15 protein-coding genes are annotated in these 19213 nt (G+C 73.2%); 7 read left to right on the forward strand and 8 right to left on the reverse strand.

The features are described from left to right. Window positions 1–10 precede the first annotated feature (10 nt). The 3 genes from AB0D08_RS00795 to AB0D08_RS00805 all read left to right on the forward strand — a co-directional run bounded on the left by AB0D08_RS00795 (window position 11) and on the right by AB0D08_RS00805 (window position 3480). A complete protein-coding gene (locus AB0D08_RS00795; protein WP_359885846.1) occupies window positions 11–1642 on the forward strand; it encodes an MFS transporter in 1632 nt (543 codons plus the stop codon). A gap of 24 nt (window positions 1643–1666) precedes the next feature. After that, a complete protein-coding gene (locus tag AB0D08_RS00800; protein ID WP_359885847.1) occupies window positions 1667–2335 on the forward strand; it encodes a TetR-like C-terminal domain-containing protein in 669 nt (222 codons plus the stop codon). A 119-nt stretch (window positions 2336–2454) separates the two neighbouring features. Then, window positions 2455–3480, forward strand: a complete 1026-nt coding sequence (locus AB0D08_RS00805) for an endonuclease/exonuclease/phosphatase family protein (protein ID WP_359885848.1) — start codon at window positions 2455–2457, stop codon at window positions 3478–3480. A 263-nt stretch (window positions 3481–3743) separates the two neighbouring features. Here the strand turns inward: AB0D08_RS00805 and AB0D08_RS00810 are convergent, their stop codons facing one another. The 5 genes from AB0D08_RS00810 to AB0D08_RS00830 all read right to left on the reverse strand — a co-directional run bounded on the left by AB0D08_RS00810 (window position 3744) and on the right by AB0D08_RS00830 (window position 8483). Beyond that, on the reverse strand, window positions 3744–4373 hold the full coding sequence (locus tag AB0D08_RS00810) for a DUF2625 family protein (RefSeq protein WP_033820268.1): 630 nt from the start codon (window positions 4371–4373) through the stop codon (window positions 3744–3746). Continuing rightward, window positions 4370–5191, reverse strand: a complete 822-nt coding sequence (locus AB0D08_RS00815) for a hypothetical protein (RefSeq protein WP_033820278.1) — start codon at window positions 5189–5191, stop codon at window positions 4370–4372. The genes AB0D08_RS00810 and AB0D08_RS00815 overlap by 4 nt, the downstream gene beginning before the upstream one ends. 18 nt (window positions 5192–5209) lie before the next feature. Continuing rightward, entirely contained in the window at window positions 5210–5863 is a 654-nt protein-coding gene (locus AB0D08_RS00820; protein ID WP_033820269.1) for a NucA/NucB deoxyribonuclease domain-containing protein, read from the reverse strand. Further along, window positions 5860–6582 carry a hypothetical protein gene (locus AB0D08_RS00825; protein WP_359885849.1) on the reverse strand — a complete coding sequence of 241 codons (723 nt, stop codon included), beginning with the start codon at window positions 6580–6582 and terminating at the stop codon, window positions 5860–5862. The genes AB0D08_RS00820 and AB0D08_RS00825 overlap by 4 nt, the downstream gene beginning before the upstream one ends. A gap of 146 nt (window positions 6583–6728) precedes the next feature. Beyond that, the gene (locus AB0D08_RS00830; protein WP_359885850.1) at window positions 6729–8483 is read right to left on the reverse strand and encodes an NAD+ synthase; all 1755 of its coding nucleotides are present in this window, start codon (window positions 8481–8483) and stop codon (window positions 6729–6731) included. A gap of 145 nt (window positions 8484–8628) precedes the next feature. Between AB0D08_RS00830 and AB0D08_RS00835 the strand changes: the two genes are divergently transcribed. After that, a complete protein-coding gene (locus AB0D08_RS00835) occupies window positions 8629–9990 on the forward strand; it encodes a glutamine synthetase family protein (RefSeq protein WP_033820272.1) in 1362 nt (453 codons plus the stop codon). Between the two features lie 367 nt (window positions 9991–10357). Here the strand turns inward: AB0D08_RS00835 and AB0D08_RS00840 are convergent, their stop codons facing one another. Next, entirely contained in the window at window positions 10358–11341 is a 984-nt protein-coding gene (locus AB0D08_RS00840) for a DUF4190 domain-containing protein (protein ID WP_359885851.1), read from the reverse strand. A gap of 307 nt (window positions 11342–11648) precedes the next feature. On the opposite strand from AB0D08_RS00840, the gene AB0D08_RS00845 reads away from it, so the two are divergent. Beyond that, the gene (locus AB0D08_RS00845) at window positions 11649–12359 is read left to right on the forward strand and encodes a class E sortase (RefSeq protein WP_359885852.1); all 711 of its coding nucleotides are present in this window, start codon (window positions 11649–11651) and stop codon (window positions 12357–12359) included. Window positions 12360–12401: 42 nt separating this feature from the next. Here AB0D08_RS00845 and AB0D08_RS00850 read toward each other — a convergent pair whose 3' ends face one another. Next, window positions 12402–13211: a hypothetical protein gene (locus AB0D08_RS00850; protein ID WP_051812314.1), complete on the reverse strand. Its 810-nt coding sequence runs from the start codon at window positions 13209–13211 to the stop codon at window positions 12402–12404. Between the two features lie 349 nt (window positions 13212–13560). On the opposite strand from AB0D08_RS00850, the gene AB0D08_RS00855 reads away from it, so the two are divergent. Together AB0D08_RS00855 and AB0D08_RS00860 are read left to right on the forward strand one after the other, a co-directional pair. Continuing rightward, a complete protein-coding gene (locus AB0D08_RS00855) occupies window positions 13561–14859 on the forward strand; it encodes a glycosyltransferase family 2 protein (protein ID WP_359885853.1) in 1299 nt (432 codons plus the stop codon). 66 nt (window positions 14860–14925) lie between these two features. Continuing rightward, the gene (locus tag AB0D08_RS00860; protein ID WP_359885854.1) at window positions 14926–17979 is read left to right on the forward strand and encodes a bifunctional [glutamine synthetase] adenylyltransferase/[glutamine synthetase]-adenylyl-L-tyrosine phosphorylase; all 3054 of its coding nucleotides are present in this window, start codon (window positions 14926–14928) and stop codon (window positions 17977–17979) included. A gap of 104 nt (window positions 17980–18083) precedes the next feature. Here AB0D08_RS00860 and AB0D08_RS00865 read toward each other — a convergent pair whose 3' ends face one another. Continuing rightward, the gene (locus AB0D08_RS00865) at window positions 18084–19043 is read right to left on the reverse strand and encodes a phosphatase PAP2 family protein (protein WP_359885855.1); all 960 of its coding nucleotides are present in this window, start codon (window positions 19041–19043) and stop codon (window positions 18084–18086) included. Window positions 19044–19213 lie beyond the last annotated feature (170 nt).

The raw sequence follows: 19213 nt of genomic DNA on the forward strand, positions 1-19213 counted from the left end.
AGACAGACCCATGACCACCGCTGCCGCCACGCCGCGCGTGTCCGAAGCCATCCACCGCCGCCGCTGGGCCATCCTGAGCACCCTGGTGCTCGCCCTGCTGGTCGTGGTGCTCGACAACTCGATCCTCAACGTCGCGATGAAGACCATCGCCACCCCGGCCCCCACCGGCCTGGGCGCCAGCCAGAGCGACCTGGAATGGTCGATCAACTCCTACACGCTGGTCTTCGCCGGCCTGCTGTTCACCGCAGGCCTGCTCGGCGACCGGCTCGGCCGCAAGTGGACCCTGCTCGGCGGCATGTTCGTCTTCGGCCTCGGCTCGCTGCTCTCCGCCTTCGCCGACTCGCCCGGCCAGCTGATCACCTTCCGCGCCGTGATGGGCCTCGGCGGCGCCTTCGTGATGCCGGCCACGCTGGCCATCATCATGAACGTCTTCGAGCGGCACGAGCAGCCCAAGGCGATCGGCATCTGGGCCGGCGCGGTCGGCCTCGCCATCGCCATCGGCCCGATCACCGGCGGCCTGCTCATCGAGCACTTCTGGTGGGGCTCGGTCTTCCTGGTCAACGTGCCGATCGTGGCCCTCGCCCTGGTCGTGATGGCGCTGCTGGTGCCCAACTCCAAGGACCCCGCCCCGGGCCGGCTCGACCCGGTCGGCGTACTGCTGTCGATCATCGGCCTGGTCGCGCTGATCTACGGCATCATCAAGGGCGGCGAACTGGCCGACTTCACCGACGCCGCCGCCTGGGTGCCGATCCTGATCGGCCTGCTGGCGCTGGCCGCCTTCGTGGTCTTCGAGAAGCGCACCACGCACCCGGCGCTGGACATCACCTGGTTCCGCAACAAGGTGTTCTCGGCCTCGGTCGTGGTGATCGGCGTGATCTTCTTCGCGCTGATGGGCGTCTCCTTCTTCGGCGTCTTCTACACCCAGAGCGTGCGCGGCTACAGCGCGCTGCAGGCCGGCCTGCTGATGCTGCCGCTGGCCGGCGCCCAGATGGTGTTCGCCCCGCGGGCCCGCCTGGTGGTCGACCGCTTCGGCGTCCGCGCCACCTGCGCCGCCGGGATGGCGCTGGTCGCGGCCGGGTTCTTCGGATACCTCACGCTGGGTGTCTCCACCCCGATCTGGGTGCTGATCGTGATCGGCTTCGTGATGGGTGCCGGCATGGCCCACGTGATGCCCCCGGTCACCGTCGCGATCATGGGCTCGCTGCCCCGCGAGAAGGCCGGCGCCGGCTCCGCCCTGAACAACACCTTCCGCCAGGTCGGCGGTTCGCTCGGGGTCGCCATCCTGGGCGCGGTGCTCTCCACCGTCTACCGGGACGGCATGGCCGACCGGCTCGCCGCCCTGCCGCCCGCCCTGCGCGACAAGGCCGGCGAGTCGCTGGAGGCCACCGTGGCCATCGCCAACGGCACCCACAACCCCGGCCTGATCACGCCCGCCCAGGACTCCTTCGTGCACGCCATGCACGTGGTGGCCGGCCTGTCCGGCGGCATCACCGCCGTCGGCGCCCTGATCGCCCTCCTGCTGCTGCCGGGCCGCATCACCCCCGGCACCCCCGGCACCCCCGGCGCCCCCGCCGGACCGGGCCGGCCGGCCGCTGCCGAGGACGGCCGGGCGACCGCCGGGCAGCGTCCCGCACAGGTCTGACCTCGGGCCATGGACAATAGCGGCATGCAGACCGACACCCCGGCCGCCCGCCGCGCCCCCGAGGCCGGCCCCGCCAAGGAGCCCTGCGCTCCCCGGCGGGGCCGGCCCCGCAGCGAAGCGGCGGAGCAGGCCATCTTCGCCGCCGTCGAGCAGCTCATGGAGGACGGCGTCGGCCTCGCCGAGCTCTCCATCGAGCGGGTCGCCGCCGCGGCCGGGGTCGGCAAGGCCACCATCTACCGCCGCTGGCCGAACATGGAGGCCCTGCTGGTCGACGTGGTCGCCCGGCTGGAGGCGCCCCCGCCGCAGCTCACCGGCGGCTCGGTCCACGACGACCTGGTCGGCATGGTCGACTACATGCGCAAGCGCGGCCTGGCCAAGCGCTCCCGCTGGGTCCTCAAGTCCGCCCTCGGCCAGATGAACGACTGGCCCGAGCTGCGCGCCATCTACCAGGAGCGGGTGGTGAAACCGCGCCGCGAACTGGTGCGCACCATCGTCCGCCGCGGCGTCGACGAAGGGGTGCTGCGCGCCGACCTCGACCAGGAACTGGTCTGCGAGGTGCTGATCGGCCCGATCCTGCTGCGGACCATCCTGTGGGACGACGCCCCGCTGGACGACCCCGGACTGGCCCACAAGATGATCGACGCGGTGCTGAACGGCGTCGGCGCCCACCCGCCGCGTGGCGAATCCCACTGATCCGGTGCGTGCCGGAACCTTGTCGGAGGGGAGCGACGTCTGTCCCGTCATAGGCTGAGCCGAGAATCAGACTAAAACGGCATCAGCCGGGCGGAACGGGCTCGTGTGGAGGAGTGGCGATGGTGCAGGCGGACAGTCCGGCGGCGGCCGCGGGGAGCGGGCCGCCGGAGTCCGAACCCGGCGGACGGCTGCGGGCCCTGCGCCGCCGCCTCGACCCGTGGCTGGAGCCGCGCCGCGGCTGGATCGTCGCCACCCTGGCCGTCCTGCTCGCCCTGGTCCTCGGCTTCCACGCCGACATCCCCAACACCGTCGGCAACCTTGGCAGCCTGCTGGAGACCTTCCTGCCCTGGCTCGGCCTCGCCCTGCCCGTCCTGCTGGCGCTGGCCCTGTGGCGGCGCTCCGCGGTGGCGCTGGCCGCCGTCCTGCTCCCGGCCGTGGTCTGGGCCAACCTGTTCGGCGGGCTGCTCACCGACAAGAGCACCGGCAAGGGCGACTTCACCGTCCTGACCCACAACGTGGCCGCCGCCAACTCCGACCCGGCCGGCACCCTGCGGCTGCTGAACGACTCCGGTGCGCAGATCGTCGCCCTGGAGGAACTGGCCTCCGGCGCCGCCCAGACCTACGGCAAGGGCCTGGCCGCCAAGTACCCGTTCCACGTGGTCGAGGGCACCGTCGGGCTGTGGTCCAGCTACCCGATCCAGGGCGTCTCGGTGGTGGACATCAAGATCGGCTGGACCCGGGCCTTCCGGGCCGAGGTGACCACCCCCAAGGGCCCGCTGGCCGTGTACGTGGCCCACCTGCCCTCCGTCCGGGTGAACTTCGACGGCGGCTTCACCGCCGGACAGCGGGACGTCAGCGCCCAGGCCCTCGGCGACGCCATCGAGGCCGAGCCGATCAAGAAGGTGCTGCTGATGGGCGACCTCAACGGCACCATGAACGACCGCAGCCTCGCCCCGATCAGCGCCCAGATGCGCTCCGCCCACGGCGCGGCCGGCGACGGCTTCGGCTTCTCCTGGCCGGCTGCCTTCCCGATGGCCCGGATCGACCAGATCCTCAGCAAGGGCGGCCTGAAGCCCACCGACTCCCGGGTGCTGGCCGCCGACGGCAGTGACCACCGCGCGGTCGCCGCCGACTACCGCTACTGACGCCCGCGGCGCCCCCGCACGGCACGCTGCCCGGCGGGTCCGGGGCGGGACCGGCCGGGCAGCGGACCGTCATCGGCGGGCCCCCGCCGGGCCGACGACCTGGGGATGGCTCTGCGGGTCGGGACCCCAAGACTGGCAGGGGGCCCGGGCATTCACCAGGGTGAATTCAAGTCGTCCGCGGCGCAGCTGGGGTGAATGGCCGAAAGGCGGCCGAACCCCCGGCCGGCCGTGGACGGGCCGGACCGGGGGCCGAGGACCGCGGATCAGCTCGCGCTGAGGTTGATCGTCGCGCCGTCCGGCAGGTTGTGGACCTGCTGCGCGACCGGCCCGCGGATCCGCATCGCGGTCACCGCGTCCCGGACCGCGAAGTTGTCGAACTCGTAGCCGCCGCCGGCCACGAAGAACTGCAGCGGGACCAGCCGCTGGCCGGGCTCCAGCGGACCATTCTGCTGCTGGAAGGCGTACGCGAAGTTCGACGCCGCGTTGACCTCCGGGTCCGCCAGCAGCCACTGCGCCCAGGACTCCAGGCCGGTGCCCAGCACCTCCACCTCGGCGGTCTCCGGGTCGAACACCACCACCTCGGCGCCGTCCATCACCGCGAACTGGTTGCCGAAGATGTCCTGGCCGAAGCAGAACAGCCCGTCGGCCAGGCCGTCGTAGGTGTCCTTCCAGGTGTTCTCCTCGTTCCAGCTCAGCAGGTCGGGGCCGAGCCCCTCCTCGCCGACGCGGAAGACCTGCACACCGGCGTTGAACGCGAAGAAGCCGTTCAGCCGCGAGACCAGGGCGCCCAGCTCGGCCAGCGGCCCGCCCTCCACCCCGAAGTCCAGCTCGGTGGACGGCCCCATCGGCCCCCGGGCGCGGCCGAGCAGCTGCTCCAGCGCACTCTGGGTCATTTCCGGTCACTCCTCGCTTCGGGGCCGATCGGCCGGGTCAGATAGTGCTCACGCACCCGGTCGGTGACGACCGGGCGCAGGGCGGGCTGCAGGACCATCGAGTCGGGGATGGCGTCCCACCGCATGTACGGCCACCAGCGCCCGTGCGCGGCCAGCAGCATTCTCTCACCGGCCTCCACCGCCCCCTCGACGGCGTACCAGCCCGCCAGCCACAGCAGGGCGTCGTACTCCTCGGGCAGCTCGCCCGCGTCCTCGACCAGCGCACGGGCCCGCGGGAAGTCGTTGGTCGTCTTCAGCGCCGTCCAGGCGACCGGCTTGTCCCGCTCGCCCAGCGACCCGAACTCGCGCTCCAGGAGCTGCCCGCCGATGACCCCGTCGGCGGACCTGACCGGGCCGCCCCAGTCGTGCGCGCTAGGCAGCAGCTGCCCCGCCGGGCGCAGCGCCAGCTCGTCGGCCCGCCACAGCAGCGACTCGCCCAGCACCCGGTCCGGCGGCACCAGCGCGGCGGCGGCCCGCATCCGCGGCCCGGCGGGCACCCCGGCGTGCAGTTCGGCGGCCAGGAACGAGTCGTCGAACGGCACGTCCTGGTCGCACAGCTCACCGCCGAGCGGCGCCTGGCGGGTGATCAGCGTCTCGGCCAGGTCGGCCGCCTCGGCGAACCGGTCGTGCCAGAACAGGATCTGGATGGCGGCCGCCCCGGCCTCCCAGGCCGGATCCGGTTCGCCCGCGGGGTCGGTCGCGAGGGCGAGCAACTGCGGCAGCAGTTCCCCGAACCTCCCGCGCCGTGCCTGCGAGATCAGCTGCTCAGCCGCGTCCACGTACATCACCCCTCGCCGTCACCGTACCCGTATTCGCACCCTGGCATTGTGGGGCAGGCCGTGCAGGGCACTGCCCATCGCCGACCCCGAGCCGCGGTTGTCGGAGTCGGAGATGTACTTCACGCTGGCGCCCTTGCCGCCCTCCTGGAACATCGCCGGGGGGTACTCGTCCCGGTCCTTCGGGGGCGCGGTGGGGATGCCGCGCAGCGATTCGGCCCGGTTGGCGTCCGCGTTCGGCCGGTCGATCGTCAGGACCGAGGGCTTGGCCGGACCCGTCCGGGAGCGTCCGCCGCGCCAGATGGTGCCGTTCTGCGCCTCGCGGATGTGCTGCGCCGACTCCGGGTACTTCGAGGAGTCGATCACCATCTCGGCGTCGTAGTCGCCGCGGACCCCGAGGTGCCCGGCGATCCGGGTGCGGGCGTCGTGCTGGCGGACCATCCGCTTGCGGGCGCCCCTACCGGTCATCCCGTCGTTCTTGGCGATCTTCTCGGCCAGCGCGATGATCTGCTTGGCGTGGGCGTCGTCCGCGTCCTTCAGGTTCTTCACGACCTGCTTCGCGCCGTGGCCGGCCTGCTCGTACATCTCGGAGACCGCCTTGGCGGCGTCCTGACTGATGGTCCGGCCGACCCGCTGGGCGGCGTCCTCCAGGGCCTTGGCGATGGGGTGCGTCAACTGAACGACACCCCCGAGGTCGCCGTGGCGAAGGCGCTCGCATGGCCGGCCACCTGGTCGGAGTGGCGCTGGAGTTCGGCGGCGTGCGCGAGCATCCGGTCGGGGTCGACCCGGAAGCCCTCGCCGACCGCGCCGCCCGCGGCGCCGAGCGCCGACTGCACGCCCTTGAAGACCAGCCCGGTCAGCGCCCGGGTGACGGCCTCCTCCAGCGGGGCGACCGCCCGCTCCACCAACATGCCGACCACCTGGTCCTCGGCCTCCTGGATGATCTCCTTGACGATCCGGCGCTGGACCTCGGCGAGCGCGGCCTCGGCCGCGGCGGAGGCGCCGAGGGTCACCACGGCGGTGGCGGCCGCGGCCGCCAGTTCGGCGGCCATGATGCCGAGTTGGGTGATGACCGCGAGCTTGGCCGCCACGATCACGTCGGCGGCGATGTCCAGCGCCGTGGCGGAGGCGTTGCAGACCTGGACGAGGTCGTCCATGTGGTCCTCGGACATCCGGGCCCAGCGCTCGGCCAGCTGCTCGTACGAACTGGCCTGGTAGGCGTCGGCCATGGCCCGGATGGTGGCGGTGGCCGCCTGGTGGGTGCCGTCGATGTTGACGGCGAACCGCCGGACGTGGTCGGCGAACTCGCGGACGCCGTCCTCGTTGACCTGCGGCCAGTTCAGGCCGAGCAGGTCCATCACGAAGACCAGTTCACCGGGTAGTTCGATGGCCATGAATGATGACCCCCCGTCATCGCTCCCGTGACATCTCGTCACTGATGAAGCGATGGTAGTACCAACCGGCGGGCCCCGACCCCGGCCGTGGTGGGCTTCGGGGACGGGGCTCGTGACGGTTCGGTGAGCGTCGCGCGCCGGACGGGTCAGCCGCGGCGCCAGCGGTTGGTGACCGGGAGCCGGCGGTCGCGGCCGAAGCCCTTGGCGGAGATCTTCGGGCCCGGCGGGTACTGGCGGCGCTTGTACTCCGCGGTGTCGACCAGCCGGACGATCCGGTCGACCACCGCCGCCTCGAACCCGGCCGCCACGATCGCGTCCCGGCCCCGGTCGCCCTCCACGTACAGGTCCAGGACGGTGTCCAGCAGGTCGTAGTCGGGCAGCGAGTCGCTGTCCTGCTGGTCCGGGCGCAGCTCGGCCGACGGCGGCTTGACGATGGTGTTCTCCGGGATCGGCGGCACCTCGCCGCGGCGTACGGCCTCCTCGTTGCGCCAGCGGGCCAGCCGGAACACCAGCGACTTGTAGACGTCCTTGATCGGCCCGTACGCGCCCACCGAGTCGCCGTACAGCGTGGAGTAGCCGACCGCCAGCTCGCTCTTGTTGCCCGGCGCGAGCACGAGGTGCCCCTCCTGGTTGGAGACCGCCATCAGCAGGGTGCCGCGCAGCCGGGACTGCAGGTTCTCCTCGGCCAGGCCGGTCAGGCCGAGCGACGCCATGTAGGCGTCGAACATGGGGGCGATCGGCACCGTCCGGAAGGCGAGGCCGGTGCGCGCCGCCAGGTCGGCGGCGTCGTCCCGGGAGTGCTGGGAGGAGTACCGGCTGGGCATCGAGACGCCGTGCACGTTCCCGGCGCCGACCGCGTCCACGGCGATCGCCGCGACCAGCGCCGAGTCGATGCCGCCGGAGAGGCCGATCAGCACCGAGGCGAAGCCGTTCTTGCGGACGTACGCCCGGGTGCCGGTGACCAGCGCGGCGTAGATCTCGGCCTCGTCCTCGAGCCGCGGCGCGGTCCCGGCGGCCGCGGGGACGGCGGGCGCGGGCAGCGGCTCGCCGCCGAGGTCGGTGCGGACCAGGCGCAGCCCGTCGCTCAGGCGCTGCCCGTCGGGGTGTGCGTCGGTGGCGGCCGGCAGGTCGAGGTCGACCACCAGCAGCCGCTCCTCGAACTGCGGGGCCCGCGCGAGCACCTCGCCGCCGGGGGCGACCACCAGCGAGTCGCCGTCGAAGACCAGCTCGTCCTGGGCGCCGACCATGTTGACGTAGGCCAGTGGGCAGCCCGCCTCGGCGGCGCGGCGCCGGACCAGCTCCAGCCGGACGTCGTCCTTGTCGCGCTCGTACGGCGAACCGTTGACGACCAGCAGCAGCCCGGCGCCGGCCTCGCGGGCGGCGGTCACCCGGCCGCCGTCCTGCCAGATGTCCTCGCAGATCGCCAGGGCGACGTCGACGCCGTGCAGGCGCAGCACCGGGAGCTGGTCGCCGGGGACGAAGTAGCGGTGCTCGTCGAAGACGCCGTAGTTGGGCAGGTGGTGCTTGGCGAACCGGGTGGCCACCCGGCCGCGGTGGAGGACCGCGGCGCAGTTCTGCGGTGCCCCGGCCGGGCGGCCGAGGGCGGGGGAGGGGTGCTCCGAGCGGCCCAGGTACCCGACCAGGACCGGCAGCTCGCCGAGTCCCTCGGCGGCGAGCCGCGAGGCCAGCGCGACCAGGGCCGACCGGGAGGCCTCCACGAACGAGTCGCGCAGCGCCAGGTCCTCGACCGGGTAACCCGTCAGGGCCATCTCGGGGAACGCGGCGAGCCGGGCGCCGGCCGCGGCCGCCTGCCGGGCCAGGCGCACCACCTCCTCGCCGTTGTGGACGAGGTCACCGACCCAGGGGTCGATCTGGCACAGGGCGAGACGGAGATTCGGCATGCCCCGGAGTGTAATCGTCAACCTGACGCTATGTCCTGGCCGGGGGGTACGTTCCGAGCGGGGATCCGCCATGATGGGACCAGTCGCCACGGTGGCCGGTTCCGGACGTAACACGGGCGTAAAGAGCAGAGGTGAGACTGTCCCCATGGGCAAGCAGCAGGAGTTCGTGCTTCGTACGCTCGAAGAGCGTGACATCCGTTTTGTCCGGCTGTGGTTCACCGACGTGCTCGGGTTCCTGAAGTCGGTCGCGGTCGCTCCGGCCGAGCTGGAGCAGGCCTTCGAGGAAGGCATCGGCTTCGACGGCTCGGCGATCGAGGGCTTCGCCCGGGTCTACGAGTCCGACATGATCGCCAAGCCGGACCCGACCACCTTCCAGATACTGCCGTGGCGCTCCGAGACCCCGGGCACCGCGCGGATGTTCTGCGACATCATGATGCCGGACGGGTCGCCCTCCTACGCCGACCCGCGGTTCGTGCTCAAGCGCACCCTGGAGAAGGCCTCGGCGCAGGGCTTCACCTTCTACACCCACCCGGAGATCGAGTTCTTCCTGCTGAAGAACCTCCCGGGTGACGGCACCCCGCCCATCCCGGCCGACCAGTCCGGCTACTTCGACCACACCCCGCGCGGGGTCGGGCACGACTTCCGCCGCCAGGCCATCACCATGCTGGAGTCGATGGGCATCTCGGTGGAGTTCTCCCACCACGAGGGCGCCCCCGGCCAGCAGGAGATCGACCTGCGGTACGCGGACGCGCTCTCCACCGCCGACAACATCATGACCTTCCGCCTGGTCATGAAGGAGGTCGCGCTGGAGCAGGGCGTGCACGCCAGTTTCATGCCCAAGCCGTTCTCCAACTTCCCCGGCTCGGGCATGCACACCCACCTCTCGCTGTTCGAGGGCGACCGCAACGCCTTCCACGAGTCGGGCGCCGAGTACCAGCTCTCCAAGGTCGGCCGCTCCTTCATCGCCGGCCTGCTCAAGTACGCCGCCGAGACGGCCGCGGTCACCAACCAGTGGGTCAACTCCTACAAGCGGATCTGGGGCGGCTCGCAGCGCACCGCGGGCGCCGGCGGCGAGGCGCCCTCGTACGTCTGCTGGGGGCACAACAACCGCTCGGCGCTGATCCGGGTCCCGATGTACAAGCCCGGCAAGCAGGGCTCCACCCGGGTCGAGGTCCGCTCGCTGGACACCGGCTGCAACCCGTACCTCGCCTACGCGGTGGTGCTGGCCTCCGGCCTCAAGGGCATCGAGGACGGCCTCGAACTCCCCCCGGGCGCCGACGACGACGTCTGGGCACTCAGCGACGCCGAACGCCGGGCGCTCGGCATCCAGCCGATGCCGCAGAACCTGGGCGAGGCGATCGACCTGATGCAGCGCAGCGAACTGGTCGCCGAGACGCTCGGTGAGCACGTCTTCGACTTCTTCCTGCGCAACAAGCGCCAGGAGTGGGAGGAGTACCGCTCCGAGGTCACCCCGTTCGAGCTGCGCAAGAACCTCCAGGTGCTGTAACCGCAGGCCGGGCCGGGTCCGGGCCCGGGCCGGGCAGTGATGAGCCCCCGTGGGAGACGAGACGTTCCGTCACCCGCGGGGGCTTCCTGATGCTCCTGGGCCGTCTGCGGGCCGTCTCCGCAGGGGGTGGCGGCGGGCCGCGCCCGGGGCGTCGGCCCGCCGGGCTGTTAGGTTGGCGGCCATGCGGATCTGGAAGGCTCTGGCGGCGGCTGCGGCGATGTGCGGCGCCGTGTGGCTGGTCTCGGCATGGCTGGGGGTCGAGCCGTGGATCCGGACCGCCGCGATGACGACCGTCGGGACCTGCTGCGGGGCTGTGTCGGGAGCCTTGCGGGCCTCCTGAACGCTCGCGACCCGGTCCGGGTGCGCGTCAGCCGGCCGGGCCGGACCAGATGACGTCCTTGCGCTGCATCCCCGAGCCGTAGGTGAACTGGACGGTGAACGGGTCGGCCGCGTCGTCGGGCAGGGTGTACGCCTCCAGGCTGGTGGTCTCCTGGCCGGGGGCGAGGGAGTCGGCGAGGAACTTCGCCCGGCCGCTGCCGTCGAAGAAGGCGAAGGCGAGGCTGCCCCTGGAGTCGCGGACGAAGGGCGATCCCGACCCGTAGAGCGAGAGTGCCGCCGGGCCGGTGTTGACGACGGTGATCCGCACCTGGACGATCCTGGCGTTCGCGGGGACCTTGAACACGGTCTCGTTCGGGACGAACGGTTCCGGCGCGGCGGTGGTGACCTTCAGCCCGTCCTCGTAGGTGTAGGACTGCCCGAACGGCAGGCGCCGGGCCCGCTCGTCCGCGGCCTTCTTCTCCTGCTCGGCCGCCAGCTTCTTCCGGGCGGCCTCGAGCCGTTCCCGCTCCTGCGCCGCCTGCTCGTCGGCGCGGGCGCTCGCGGCGGCGGCCTCCGCCCGCAGTTCCTCGTTGACCGAGTGCACGCGCGCCGCGATGAACACCCCGGTGCCGACCGAGATCAGCAGCCCGGCGGCGCCCAGGACGACGCCCGCGAGCGCCATGCCCCGGTTGGTCGCCCGGCCCTTGCGCACCAGCCCCAGCCCGATGGCGCCGAAGACCACGGCGAGCAGTGCCGGCAGCCAGGACAGCCAGAACACGACCAGGAGCAGGCTGAGGACGGTCCCGGTGATCCCGAGCACCATGGCCGCGACGCCGAGGCCGTTGCGCGGCTCCGCCGCCGGCATCGGGTACGGCGGCCAGTACGGCACACCCGGGCCCGGGCCCGGGAGGGCGGCCGGGTCGTGGCCCGATGCCGCGCCCTCGTCCTGCCACGGGCCCGGCGGCGCCCACGGGTCGGCGGCGGCCGGTTCCCCGGCGGGCTGCGGGCTGTCGGGCGGGGCGGGAGTGGTCATGCGAACCCTTCGGGCGGATGGGGACGGTGGGCGGCCGACCGCTCGGCCGCTCGGGCCGGGGGTCTCGACGCCGAAGTCTGTCCGGATCCCACGGTGGTGGCGACCCGATTTCCGGCCGGCGGGCCGGTCGACGATCTTCGGCGGATGATCAACGTACAGGTGTCCGGTTGCGGCCCGGACGCCGCGCCCGCGCTGCGGGCGGCCCGCGCTGCAGGGGCGTTGCAGCGCGTGTCGGCTTGTGAACCGTCCGTGCGCGGGGTGGGGTGGGGGCTCAGGGTGGATCGGGCGCGGCGGGAGGCCGGTCGGCATGGCTCAGGTGGCGCGGGAGCGGCGGTGGCGCGGACGGGTGCGGGTGGCGGCCGGTGCCGGTGGTGACCTGCTGATCGCGCTCGGGGTGCTGCTGGCCCTGTTCGCCTGCTACTCGCTGTGGTGGACGGACGTGGTGGCGGACCGCCGGGCCGAGCGGGCCGGCGACCTGCTGCGGCGGACCTGGTCGGCCGCCGCACCCGCGGGCCGGGCGGTCCCGCCCGTACGCGGCGCCGGGATCGGCTTCCTGCACGTCCCCGCGATGGGCCGGGACTACCAGGTGCTGATCAGACTGGGCACCGACGAGGACACCCTCGCCGAGGGGGTGGCGGGGGTCTACACCGAGCCCTACCCCGCGGCGATGCCGTGGGACGCGCAGGGCAACGTCGCACTGGCCGCGCACCGGGACGGCCACGGCGCGAAGTTCCACGACCTGGACGCGGTGGAACCGGGTGACGCGGTGGTGGTGGAGACCCGTGACAGCTGGTACGTCTACCGGGTGGACGGCGTGCTGCCGCAGACCTCCGAGTACGACACGGGCGTGATCGCGCCGGTGCCGGTGGGCTCCCCGTACCACGCGCCGGGCCGCTACATCACGCTGACGACCTGTACGCCGGTGTACACCTCCGACTACCGGATGGCGGTCTGGGGCAGTCTGGTGCGGGTCGACCCGGTGGACGCGGTGCGCACGCCGCCGGCCGAACTGCGCTGACCCGAGGGACCTCAGGGAGCCCCAGGGGTACCTCGGGGGGCCTCAGGGGGAGGGATGTTCGATGGTGAGCAGGTCGGCCTCCAGCCTGACCGGGTCGCGGCCGACCGGCGGGGAGTGGAAGGAGCCGTCGCTGATCGACAGGTTGAGGATCAGATAGGCCGCGAAGTCCTCGCCCACGCCGGTTCCGTCGGAGAACGCCTCGGTGAGCCGGTCGGGTTGGGCCCCGATGTACCAGGTGGTGTTGTCGGCGCCGAACCGCGCCCCCACGTATATCCAGCGGCCCGCACCGACGTTGGCGTCGCGGTAGACGGTGCTGCCGGAGCGTACGTGGTTGACGAACTCGATCTGGTCGGGCCGGTCCGCGTACCACTCGAAGACGTCGAGCTCGTTGCCGCCGTCGCGCCAGGTCCACAGGCACGGCCAGGCGCCGGTGTCGGCGGCGGGCAGCCGGACGTGCACCATCACCAGGTCGCCGGTGCGGACCATGGCCCCGCTGCCGCCGGAGTCGCAGGAGTCGCCGGTGGTCACCAGGCCGGTGTTCCAGCGGCCGTCGGGCTGCGGGGTGGCGGTGATGACCAGGTGGCCGGAGGCGGTGCTGAGGGAGTCGGTGGTGAGCCGGTCGTACTTCCAGCTGTTGGGGTTCTCGGTGCACTGGGCGTACGCGCCGGTCTGCCAGCCCCAGGCGTGGCCCGGGCCGAGGTCCAGGGTCCGGAAGTCCTCGGCCAGGACCGAGCGGGTCGCGAGCTGCCGGGCGGCGGTGAGGGCCGCGGAGGTGGTGGCGGCCTGGGCGGGGGCGGTGGCGAGGGAGGCGGAGACGGTGATCGCGGCCGCCAGGAGAAGTCGGGTAGCCATGGCGCTCACGATCCTCGGAGGTGGGCGGTTCTGCGCTGAGGCAGAGCTGTCCGGATGAATCTGGCGGGACCGGCGCGCGGGTGCTCCGTCCACGGTGTGGTTATTGGCTGATCGCCAGTTCGCCCGTGGTACATGTTATTCCGACCTGCACCGGGCGTAATCCTCGAACATGGGGTGAATTCCGTTCGACCGCAGGGCGTGAAATCCCTGAAGGTGCCCATTCGGAACGGCCTGAAAAGGATTGACCTATGTATGCTCTCGCTCACACCGGCGTCGCCTCTCTGGCCCTGCTGGCGGTAGGCGGTGCCAGCTCCGCGATCGGTGCGGCCGTGAAGTGGTTCGCGCGCCGGTGACCGAATCGCTCACGGTGCTGATCCCGGCACACAACGAGGCGGACTTCATCGCTGACGCGGTGAGGTCCGCCTTGGGTCAGACGGCCGGTCCCGAGACCGTCCTGGTGATCGCGGACTCCTGCACCGACGACACCGCCGGGATCGCCCGGCGGCTCGGCGCCACCGTCCGGGAGGTGTCCCGGCAGAGCAAGCCCGAGTCGCTGAACATCGCGCTGGCCGAGGTGACCACCGAGTACGTGGCGCTGCTGGACGCCGACGGCTACTTCGCCTCCGACGACGTACTGGCGACCTGCCTCGCGCAGATGCGCGAGAACGGCCACGGCGGCGTCTGCATGTCCGTCACCCCGCACAGCGTCAAGGGCCTGTTCCAGCGGTCGCGGACGATCGAGTGGGCGGCCGCGCACCGGATGTCGCGGACCGTGGAGTCCTGGCACGGCTGGGTGGCGGTGCTGTCGGGCTGCGCCGGGGTGTACCGCACCGAGGCGGTCCGGGAGGTCGGCGGCTGGTCCACCGACAGCCTCTGCGAGGACGTCGAACTGGCGCTCAGGATGAACCGCTCGGGCCACGCGGCCGGCTTCGTGCCGGGTGCGTACGTGTGCGTCCGGGACCCGGGCAGCTGGGGCGTGTACTGGCGCCAGACGCACCGCTGGGCGGCCGGCTGGGCGCAGGCGCTGTACAAGCACCGCGGCCTGTTCTTCCGCAGCTGGGGATTTACCAAGGTGTTCGGCGCGATGCTGGTGGACAGTGCGCTGATGGCGGTCGGATATCTCTCGCTGCTTTATCATCTGATCACCGGATTCACCCATTTCGACACCGTCCGGTGGCTCGGCTGGTGGTTCCTGATGATGCTCGCGCTGACCCTCGGGACGGCCACCGTGCAGATCGGGTTCCGCAAGGCGGTCACCTGTTATCCGGCCTATCTCGTGGTCGGCACGATGGGCACCCTGCTATCGCTCTGGGTGATGTTCCGGGAATGGGTGCTCGGCCGGCACCTGACGTCCTGGACCGGCCGGCAGGACCGCCGGACGGTGATCACCCGGATGCCCGGGGACCGCAGACGGTGCCTCACCGCCGCCGGACTGCTCGGGGGCGCCGTCGCGGCGGCCGCCGGGTCGGTGCTGCGCCGCGAGGACCTGCTGCTGGCGGGTGCCGGGGCCGCGGCCGTGGTGCTGCTGGCGCCGCTGTTCCACCGGCTGCTGGTGGGCGCCGCGCAGGCGGGCCGGCCGGTCGCCGGCGCGCTGCCGGCGGCCGGGCCGGTCGGGCCGGGGGAGCGCGCGGGAGGCACGGGATCGTAGGCTCATCACTCGTAGGCTCATAGACCCGCGCATCTCGCGCGGGTCTGCCGCCGTACCGGAGGGGCCATGGCACTGGAGGATCGGTCCGGGAGCCGGACCAGCCGGCCGGAGATCCGTCTGGTCCGACGCGGGTTCACCGACCCCGAACACGCCCTGCGGCTGCTCGCCGAACCGGCGCTGCACGGACTGGCCGCCGACCCGGTCCTGATCGACGCCCTCGGCTCCACCGCCGACCCCGACCTCGCCCTGCGCGGCCTCGCCCACCTGCTGGAGGCCCTGGACGAGCCCGAACGGGCCGCCCTGCGCGACACCCTGACCGGCTCCAAACCGCTGCGCGACCGGCTGCTCGGCACCCTCGGCGCCTCCGCCGCGCTCGCCGACCACCTCGCCCGCCACCCCCGCGACTGGCACGCCCTGGTCACCTTCGAACAGCGCGACATGCACCCCGGCCAGGCCGAGTTCCGGCGCGAACTCTCCGAGCGGGTCCGCGCCGCCGCGCCGCCCGCCCGCCCGGACGCCCTGCGCGCCGCATACCGGCGCTGCCTGCTCACCATCGCCGCCCGCGACCTGAGCGGCACCACCGACCTGCCGCAGACCTCCGCCGAACTCGCCGACCTGGCCGGCGCCACCCTGCAGACCGCCCTCGACCTCGCCGCCGACGAGGACCAGGAGGCCGCCGCGGACTGCCGGCTCGCCGTGATCGGCATGGGCAAGTGCGGCGGCCGCGAGCTCAACTACGTCTCCGACGTCGACGTGATCTTCGTGGCCGAGCCCGCCGACGGCGTCGAGGAGCAGCGCGCCACCCGGGCCGCCACCCGGCTCGCCGCCCGCACCATGCGGCTGTGCTCCGACACCACCGGCGAGGGCACCATCTGGCCCGTCGACGCCAACCTGCGCCCCGAGGGTCGCAACGGCCCGCTGGTGCGCACCCTCGCCAGCCACCTCGCCTACTACCAGCGCTGGGCCAAGACCTGGGAGTTCCAGGCCCTGCTCAAGGCCCGCCCGGTGGCCGGCGACGCCGACCTCGGCGCCGCCTACGCCGAGGCCATCGCCCCGCTGGTGTGGCAGGCCGCCGCCCGGGAGAACTTCGTCACCGACGTCCAGCAGATGCGCCGCCGGGTGATCGACGCGATCCCCGCCACCGAGGTCGGGCGGCAGCTCAAGCTCGGGCCCGGCGGCCTGCGCGACGTCGAGTTCGCCGTCCAGCTGCTCCAGCTGGTGCACGGCCGCACCGACCCCACACTGCGCAGCGGCAACACCCTCCGGGCGCTGGCCGCCCTCAGCGACGGCGGCTACGTCGGCCGGGCCGACGCCGCCTCGCTCGACGCGGCCTACCGCTTCCTGCGCGCCCTGGAGCACCGCATCCAGCTCCACCGGCTGCGCCGCACCCACCTGGTCCCCACCGACCCGGACGACCTGCGCCGGCTCGCCCGGTCGCTCTCCCCGCTGATCAACGACGACACCCGGGCCGACCCGGTCGCCGCGCTGGACCGCGAGTGGAAGCGGCACGCCGTCGAGGTCAGGCGGCTGCACGAGCGGCTGTTCTACCGGCCGCTGCTGGACGCGGTGGCCGAACTCCCGGCCGGCGCCGCCGCCCTGGACCACGCGGCGCTCGGACCCGCCGGACTGACCCCGGCCGCCGCCAAGGCCAGGCTGGAGGCGCTCGGCTACGCCGACCCCGCCGCCGCCCTGCGCCACCTCACCGCGCTGGCCTCCGGCGTCAGCCGCAAGGCGGCCATCCAGCGCACCCTGCTGCCGGTCCTGCTCGGCTGGTTCGCCGACTCCGCCGACCCCGACGCCGGCCTGCTCAACTTCCGGCAGGTCTCCGACGCCCTCGGCCGCACCCCCTGGTACCTGCGGCTGCTGCGCGACGAGGGCGCCGCCGCCGAGCGGCTGGCCCGGGTCCTGTCGGCCGGCCGGCTCGCCCCCGACCTGCTGCTGCGCGCCCCCGAGGCGGTCGCCATGCTCGGCGACCCGCAGGGCCTGGTGCCGCGCGGCCGGCCCGCCCTGGAGCAGGAGATCCTGGCGGCCGTCGGCCGCGCCCCCACCGCCGCCGCCGGGGTGGCCGCCGCCCGCGCGGTGCGCCGCCGGGAGCTGTTCCGCACCAGCGCCGCCGACCTGCTCGGCCGCCTCGACCCGGACCCGGCGCGCGCCCTGGACACCGCAGGCGAGGCACTCACCGCGCTCAACGCCGCCACCCTGCAGGGCGCGCTGAAGGCCTGCATCGCGGGGTGGGAGGCGACCAACGGCGAACTGCCGACCCGGCTCGCGGTGATCGCGATGGGCCGGTTCGGCGGCCACGAGCTCGGCTACGGCTCCGACGCCGACGTCCTGCTGGTCCACGAACCGCTGCTCGGCATGCTCGACGAGGACGCGGCCCGGGCCGCCCACGCCGTCTGCAACGAACTGCGCACCCTGCTCGCCGCCCCCGCCACCGAACCCCCGCTGCTGGTCGACGCCGACCTGCGCCCGGAGGGCCGGCAGGGCCCGCTGGTGCGCACCCTGGCCTCGTACGAGGCGTACTACCGGCGCTGGTCGCACGTCTGGGAGAGCCAGGCCCTGCTGCGGGCCGAGCCGGTGGCGGGCGATCCGGAGCTCGGGGAGCGGTTCCGGGCGCTGATCGACCCGCTGCGCCACCCGGGCGGCGGGGTGCCCGAGCGGGACCTGCTGGAGATCCGCCGGATCAAGGCCCGGATCGAGTCCGAGCGGCTGCCGCGCGGGGCCGACCCCACCACCCACACCAAGATCGGGCGCGGCGGGCTGGCCGACGTCGAGTGGACGGTCCAGCTGCTGCAGCTGCAGCACGGCCACGCCCTGCCGGAGCTGCGCACCACCCGGACCAGGGCCGCGCTGGCGGCCGCGGCCGGGGCGGGACTGGTCGACGCCGAGGACGCCGGGGTGCTGGACGCCGCCTGGGTGCTCGCCTCCCGGGTGCGCAGCGCGGTGATGCTGGTCCGGGGCCGGGCCGGGGACTCCTTCCCCGGCGACCCGCGCGAGCTGTCCGGCGTGGCCCGGTACCTGGGCTACGGGGCCGGGCACAGCGGGGAGCTGGTCGACGACTACCGGCGCACCACCCGGCGGGCCCGCGCGGTGGTGGAGCGGCTGTTCTACGGGCCGTAGCCGCGGCTGCGGCCGGCCCGGGCCGGTGCGCGGTGCCCCGGTACGGCGGAGCCCCACCGGAGCGGGTCCGGTGGGGCTCGGTGCTGCGGCCGGGCGGCCGGGGCTCAGCGGCGGGCGGCGCCGACCCGGTCGCTCACCCACTGCTCGGGGACGGTGACCTCGTCGTCCTCGGCGGCGCCGGTGACCCTGGGCAGCCGGTAGGCCCACACGTGGTAGATCAGCCGGGCGGCGGTGAAGCCGACGGCCAGGCACAGCGCGCCGCCGACGGCGTCCATCCAGAAGTGGTTGGCGGTGGAGATGATCACGACCAGGGTGGCCGCCGGGTACAGCAGGCCGAGCAGCCGCACCCACAGCGGGCGGGCCAGGAAGAAGATGGTCAGACCGCACCAGAGCGACCACCCGATGTGCATCGAGGGCATCGCCGCGTACTGGTTGGAGACGTGCGCCCCGGCGCCGGAGGCCATCGAGCCCCAGGTGTGGTGGGCGGTCACGGTGTCGATGAAGCCGCCGCCGGTCATCAGCCTGGGCGGGGCCAGCGGGAAGAAGTAGAAGCCGACCAGGGCGATCCCCGTGGTCACGAAGAGCACCGTGCGGGCCGCCGCGTAGCGGCCCGGGTGCGAGCGGTACAGCCAGACCAGCACGCCGATGGTGACGATGAAGTGCAGCGTGGCGTAGTAGTAGTTCATCCCCACGATCAGCCAGCCGACCGAGTCGACCGCGTGGTTCACCGAGCGCTCGACGGCGACGCCGAGGGCGCGTTCGAGGTCCCATATCCAGGTCGCGTGGTGCTGGGCGATCGAGGCCTGCTCGGGGACGGCGTTGCGGACCAGGGAGTACAGCCAGTAGCTGATCCCGATCAGGGCGAGTTCGAACCAGAGCCGGGGCCGGGCGGGCCGTCTGCGCTGTTCCCGCACCCGGCCGCGCAGGGCCGCGCTCGGTGACTGGGCTGCGCGGGTGGCTCCGTCCGGCTGCCCGCCCACGTGGGCGCAGCCAGGGACGGAACCGCCGGTGCGCGCCGTGGCGCGCTCGGCGCCCGGTGCGTGGATCTCGGTCGGTTCCCCCATGGACGAGAAGTCTGCCAGACGTCCCGTGGCCGCCTGCTCATCCTCTGGTCGGGGATTCTTCACCGACCGTCCCCCTGCGGGGGTACGGGTAGAAGAGGTATGGGGACGCATATCGACCATTGTTGCTCGGGGGTAACCGGCGGTCGAACGCGGGTGGCCAAACTTGACCT

This window comes from Kitasatospora sp. NPDC048540, from assembly GCF_040651175.1.
Lineage (GTDB): Bacteria > Actinomycetota > Actinomycetes > Streptomycetales > Streptomycetaceae > Kitasatospora.

Bases quoted from the DNA above. Each gene is read 5' to 3' on its own strand.
- AB0D08_RS00795 (WP_359885846.1), top strand. From the start codon at position 11: ATGACCACCGCTGCCGCCACGCCGCGCGTGTCCGAAGCCATCCACCGC.
- AB0D08_RS00800 (WP_359885847.1), top strand. From the start codon at position 1,667: ATGCAGACCGACACCCCGGCCGCCCGCCGCGCCCCCGAGGCCGGCCCC.
- AB0D08_RS00805 (WP_359885848.1), top strand. From the start codon at position 2,455: ATGGTGCAGGCGGACAGTCCGGCGGCGGCCGCGGGGAGCGGGCCGCCG.
- AB0D08_RS00810 (WP_033820268.1), bottom strand. From the start codon at position 4,373: ATGACCCAGAGTGCGCTGGAGCAGCTGCTCGGCCGCGCCCGGGGGCCG.
- AB0D08_RS00825 (WP_359885849.1), bottom strand. From the start codon at position 6,582: ATGGCCATCGAACTACCCGGTGAACTGGTCTTCGTGATGGACCTGCTC.
- AB0D08_RS00830 (WP_359885850.1), bottom strand. From the start codon at position 8,483: ATGCCGAATCTCCGTCTCGCCCTGTGCCAGATCGACCCCTGGGTCGGT.
- AB0D08_RS00835 (WP_033820272.1), top strand. From the start codon at position 8,629: ATGGGCAAGCAGCAGGAGTTCGTGCTTCGTACGCTCGAAGAGCGTGAC.
- AB0D08_RS00840 (WP_359885851.1), bottom strand. From the start codon at position 11,341: ATGACCACTCCCGCCCCGCCCGACAGCCCGCAGCCCGCCGGGGAACCG.
- AB0D08_RS00845 (WP_359885852.1), top strand. From the start codon at position 11,649: ATGGCTCAGGTGGCGCGGGAGCGGCGGTGGCGCGGACGGGTGCGGGTG.
- AB0D08_RS00850 (WP_051812314.1), bottom strand. From the start codon at position 13,211: ATGGCTACCCGACTTCTCCTGGCGGCCGCGATCACCGTCTCCGCCTCC.
- AB0D08_RS00860 (WP_359885854.1), top strand. From the start codon at position 14,926: ATGGCACTGGAGGATCGGTCCGGGAGCCGGACCAGCCGGCCGGAGATC.
- AB0D08_RS00865 (WP_359885855.1), bottom strand. From the start codon at position 19,043: ATGGGGGAACCGACCGAGATCCACGCACCGGGCGCCGAGCGCGCCACG.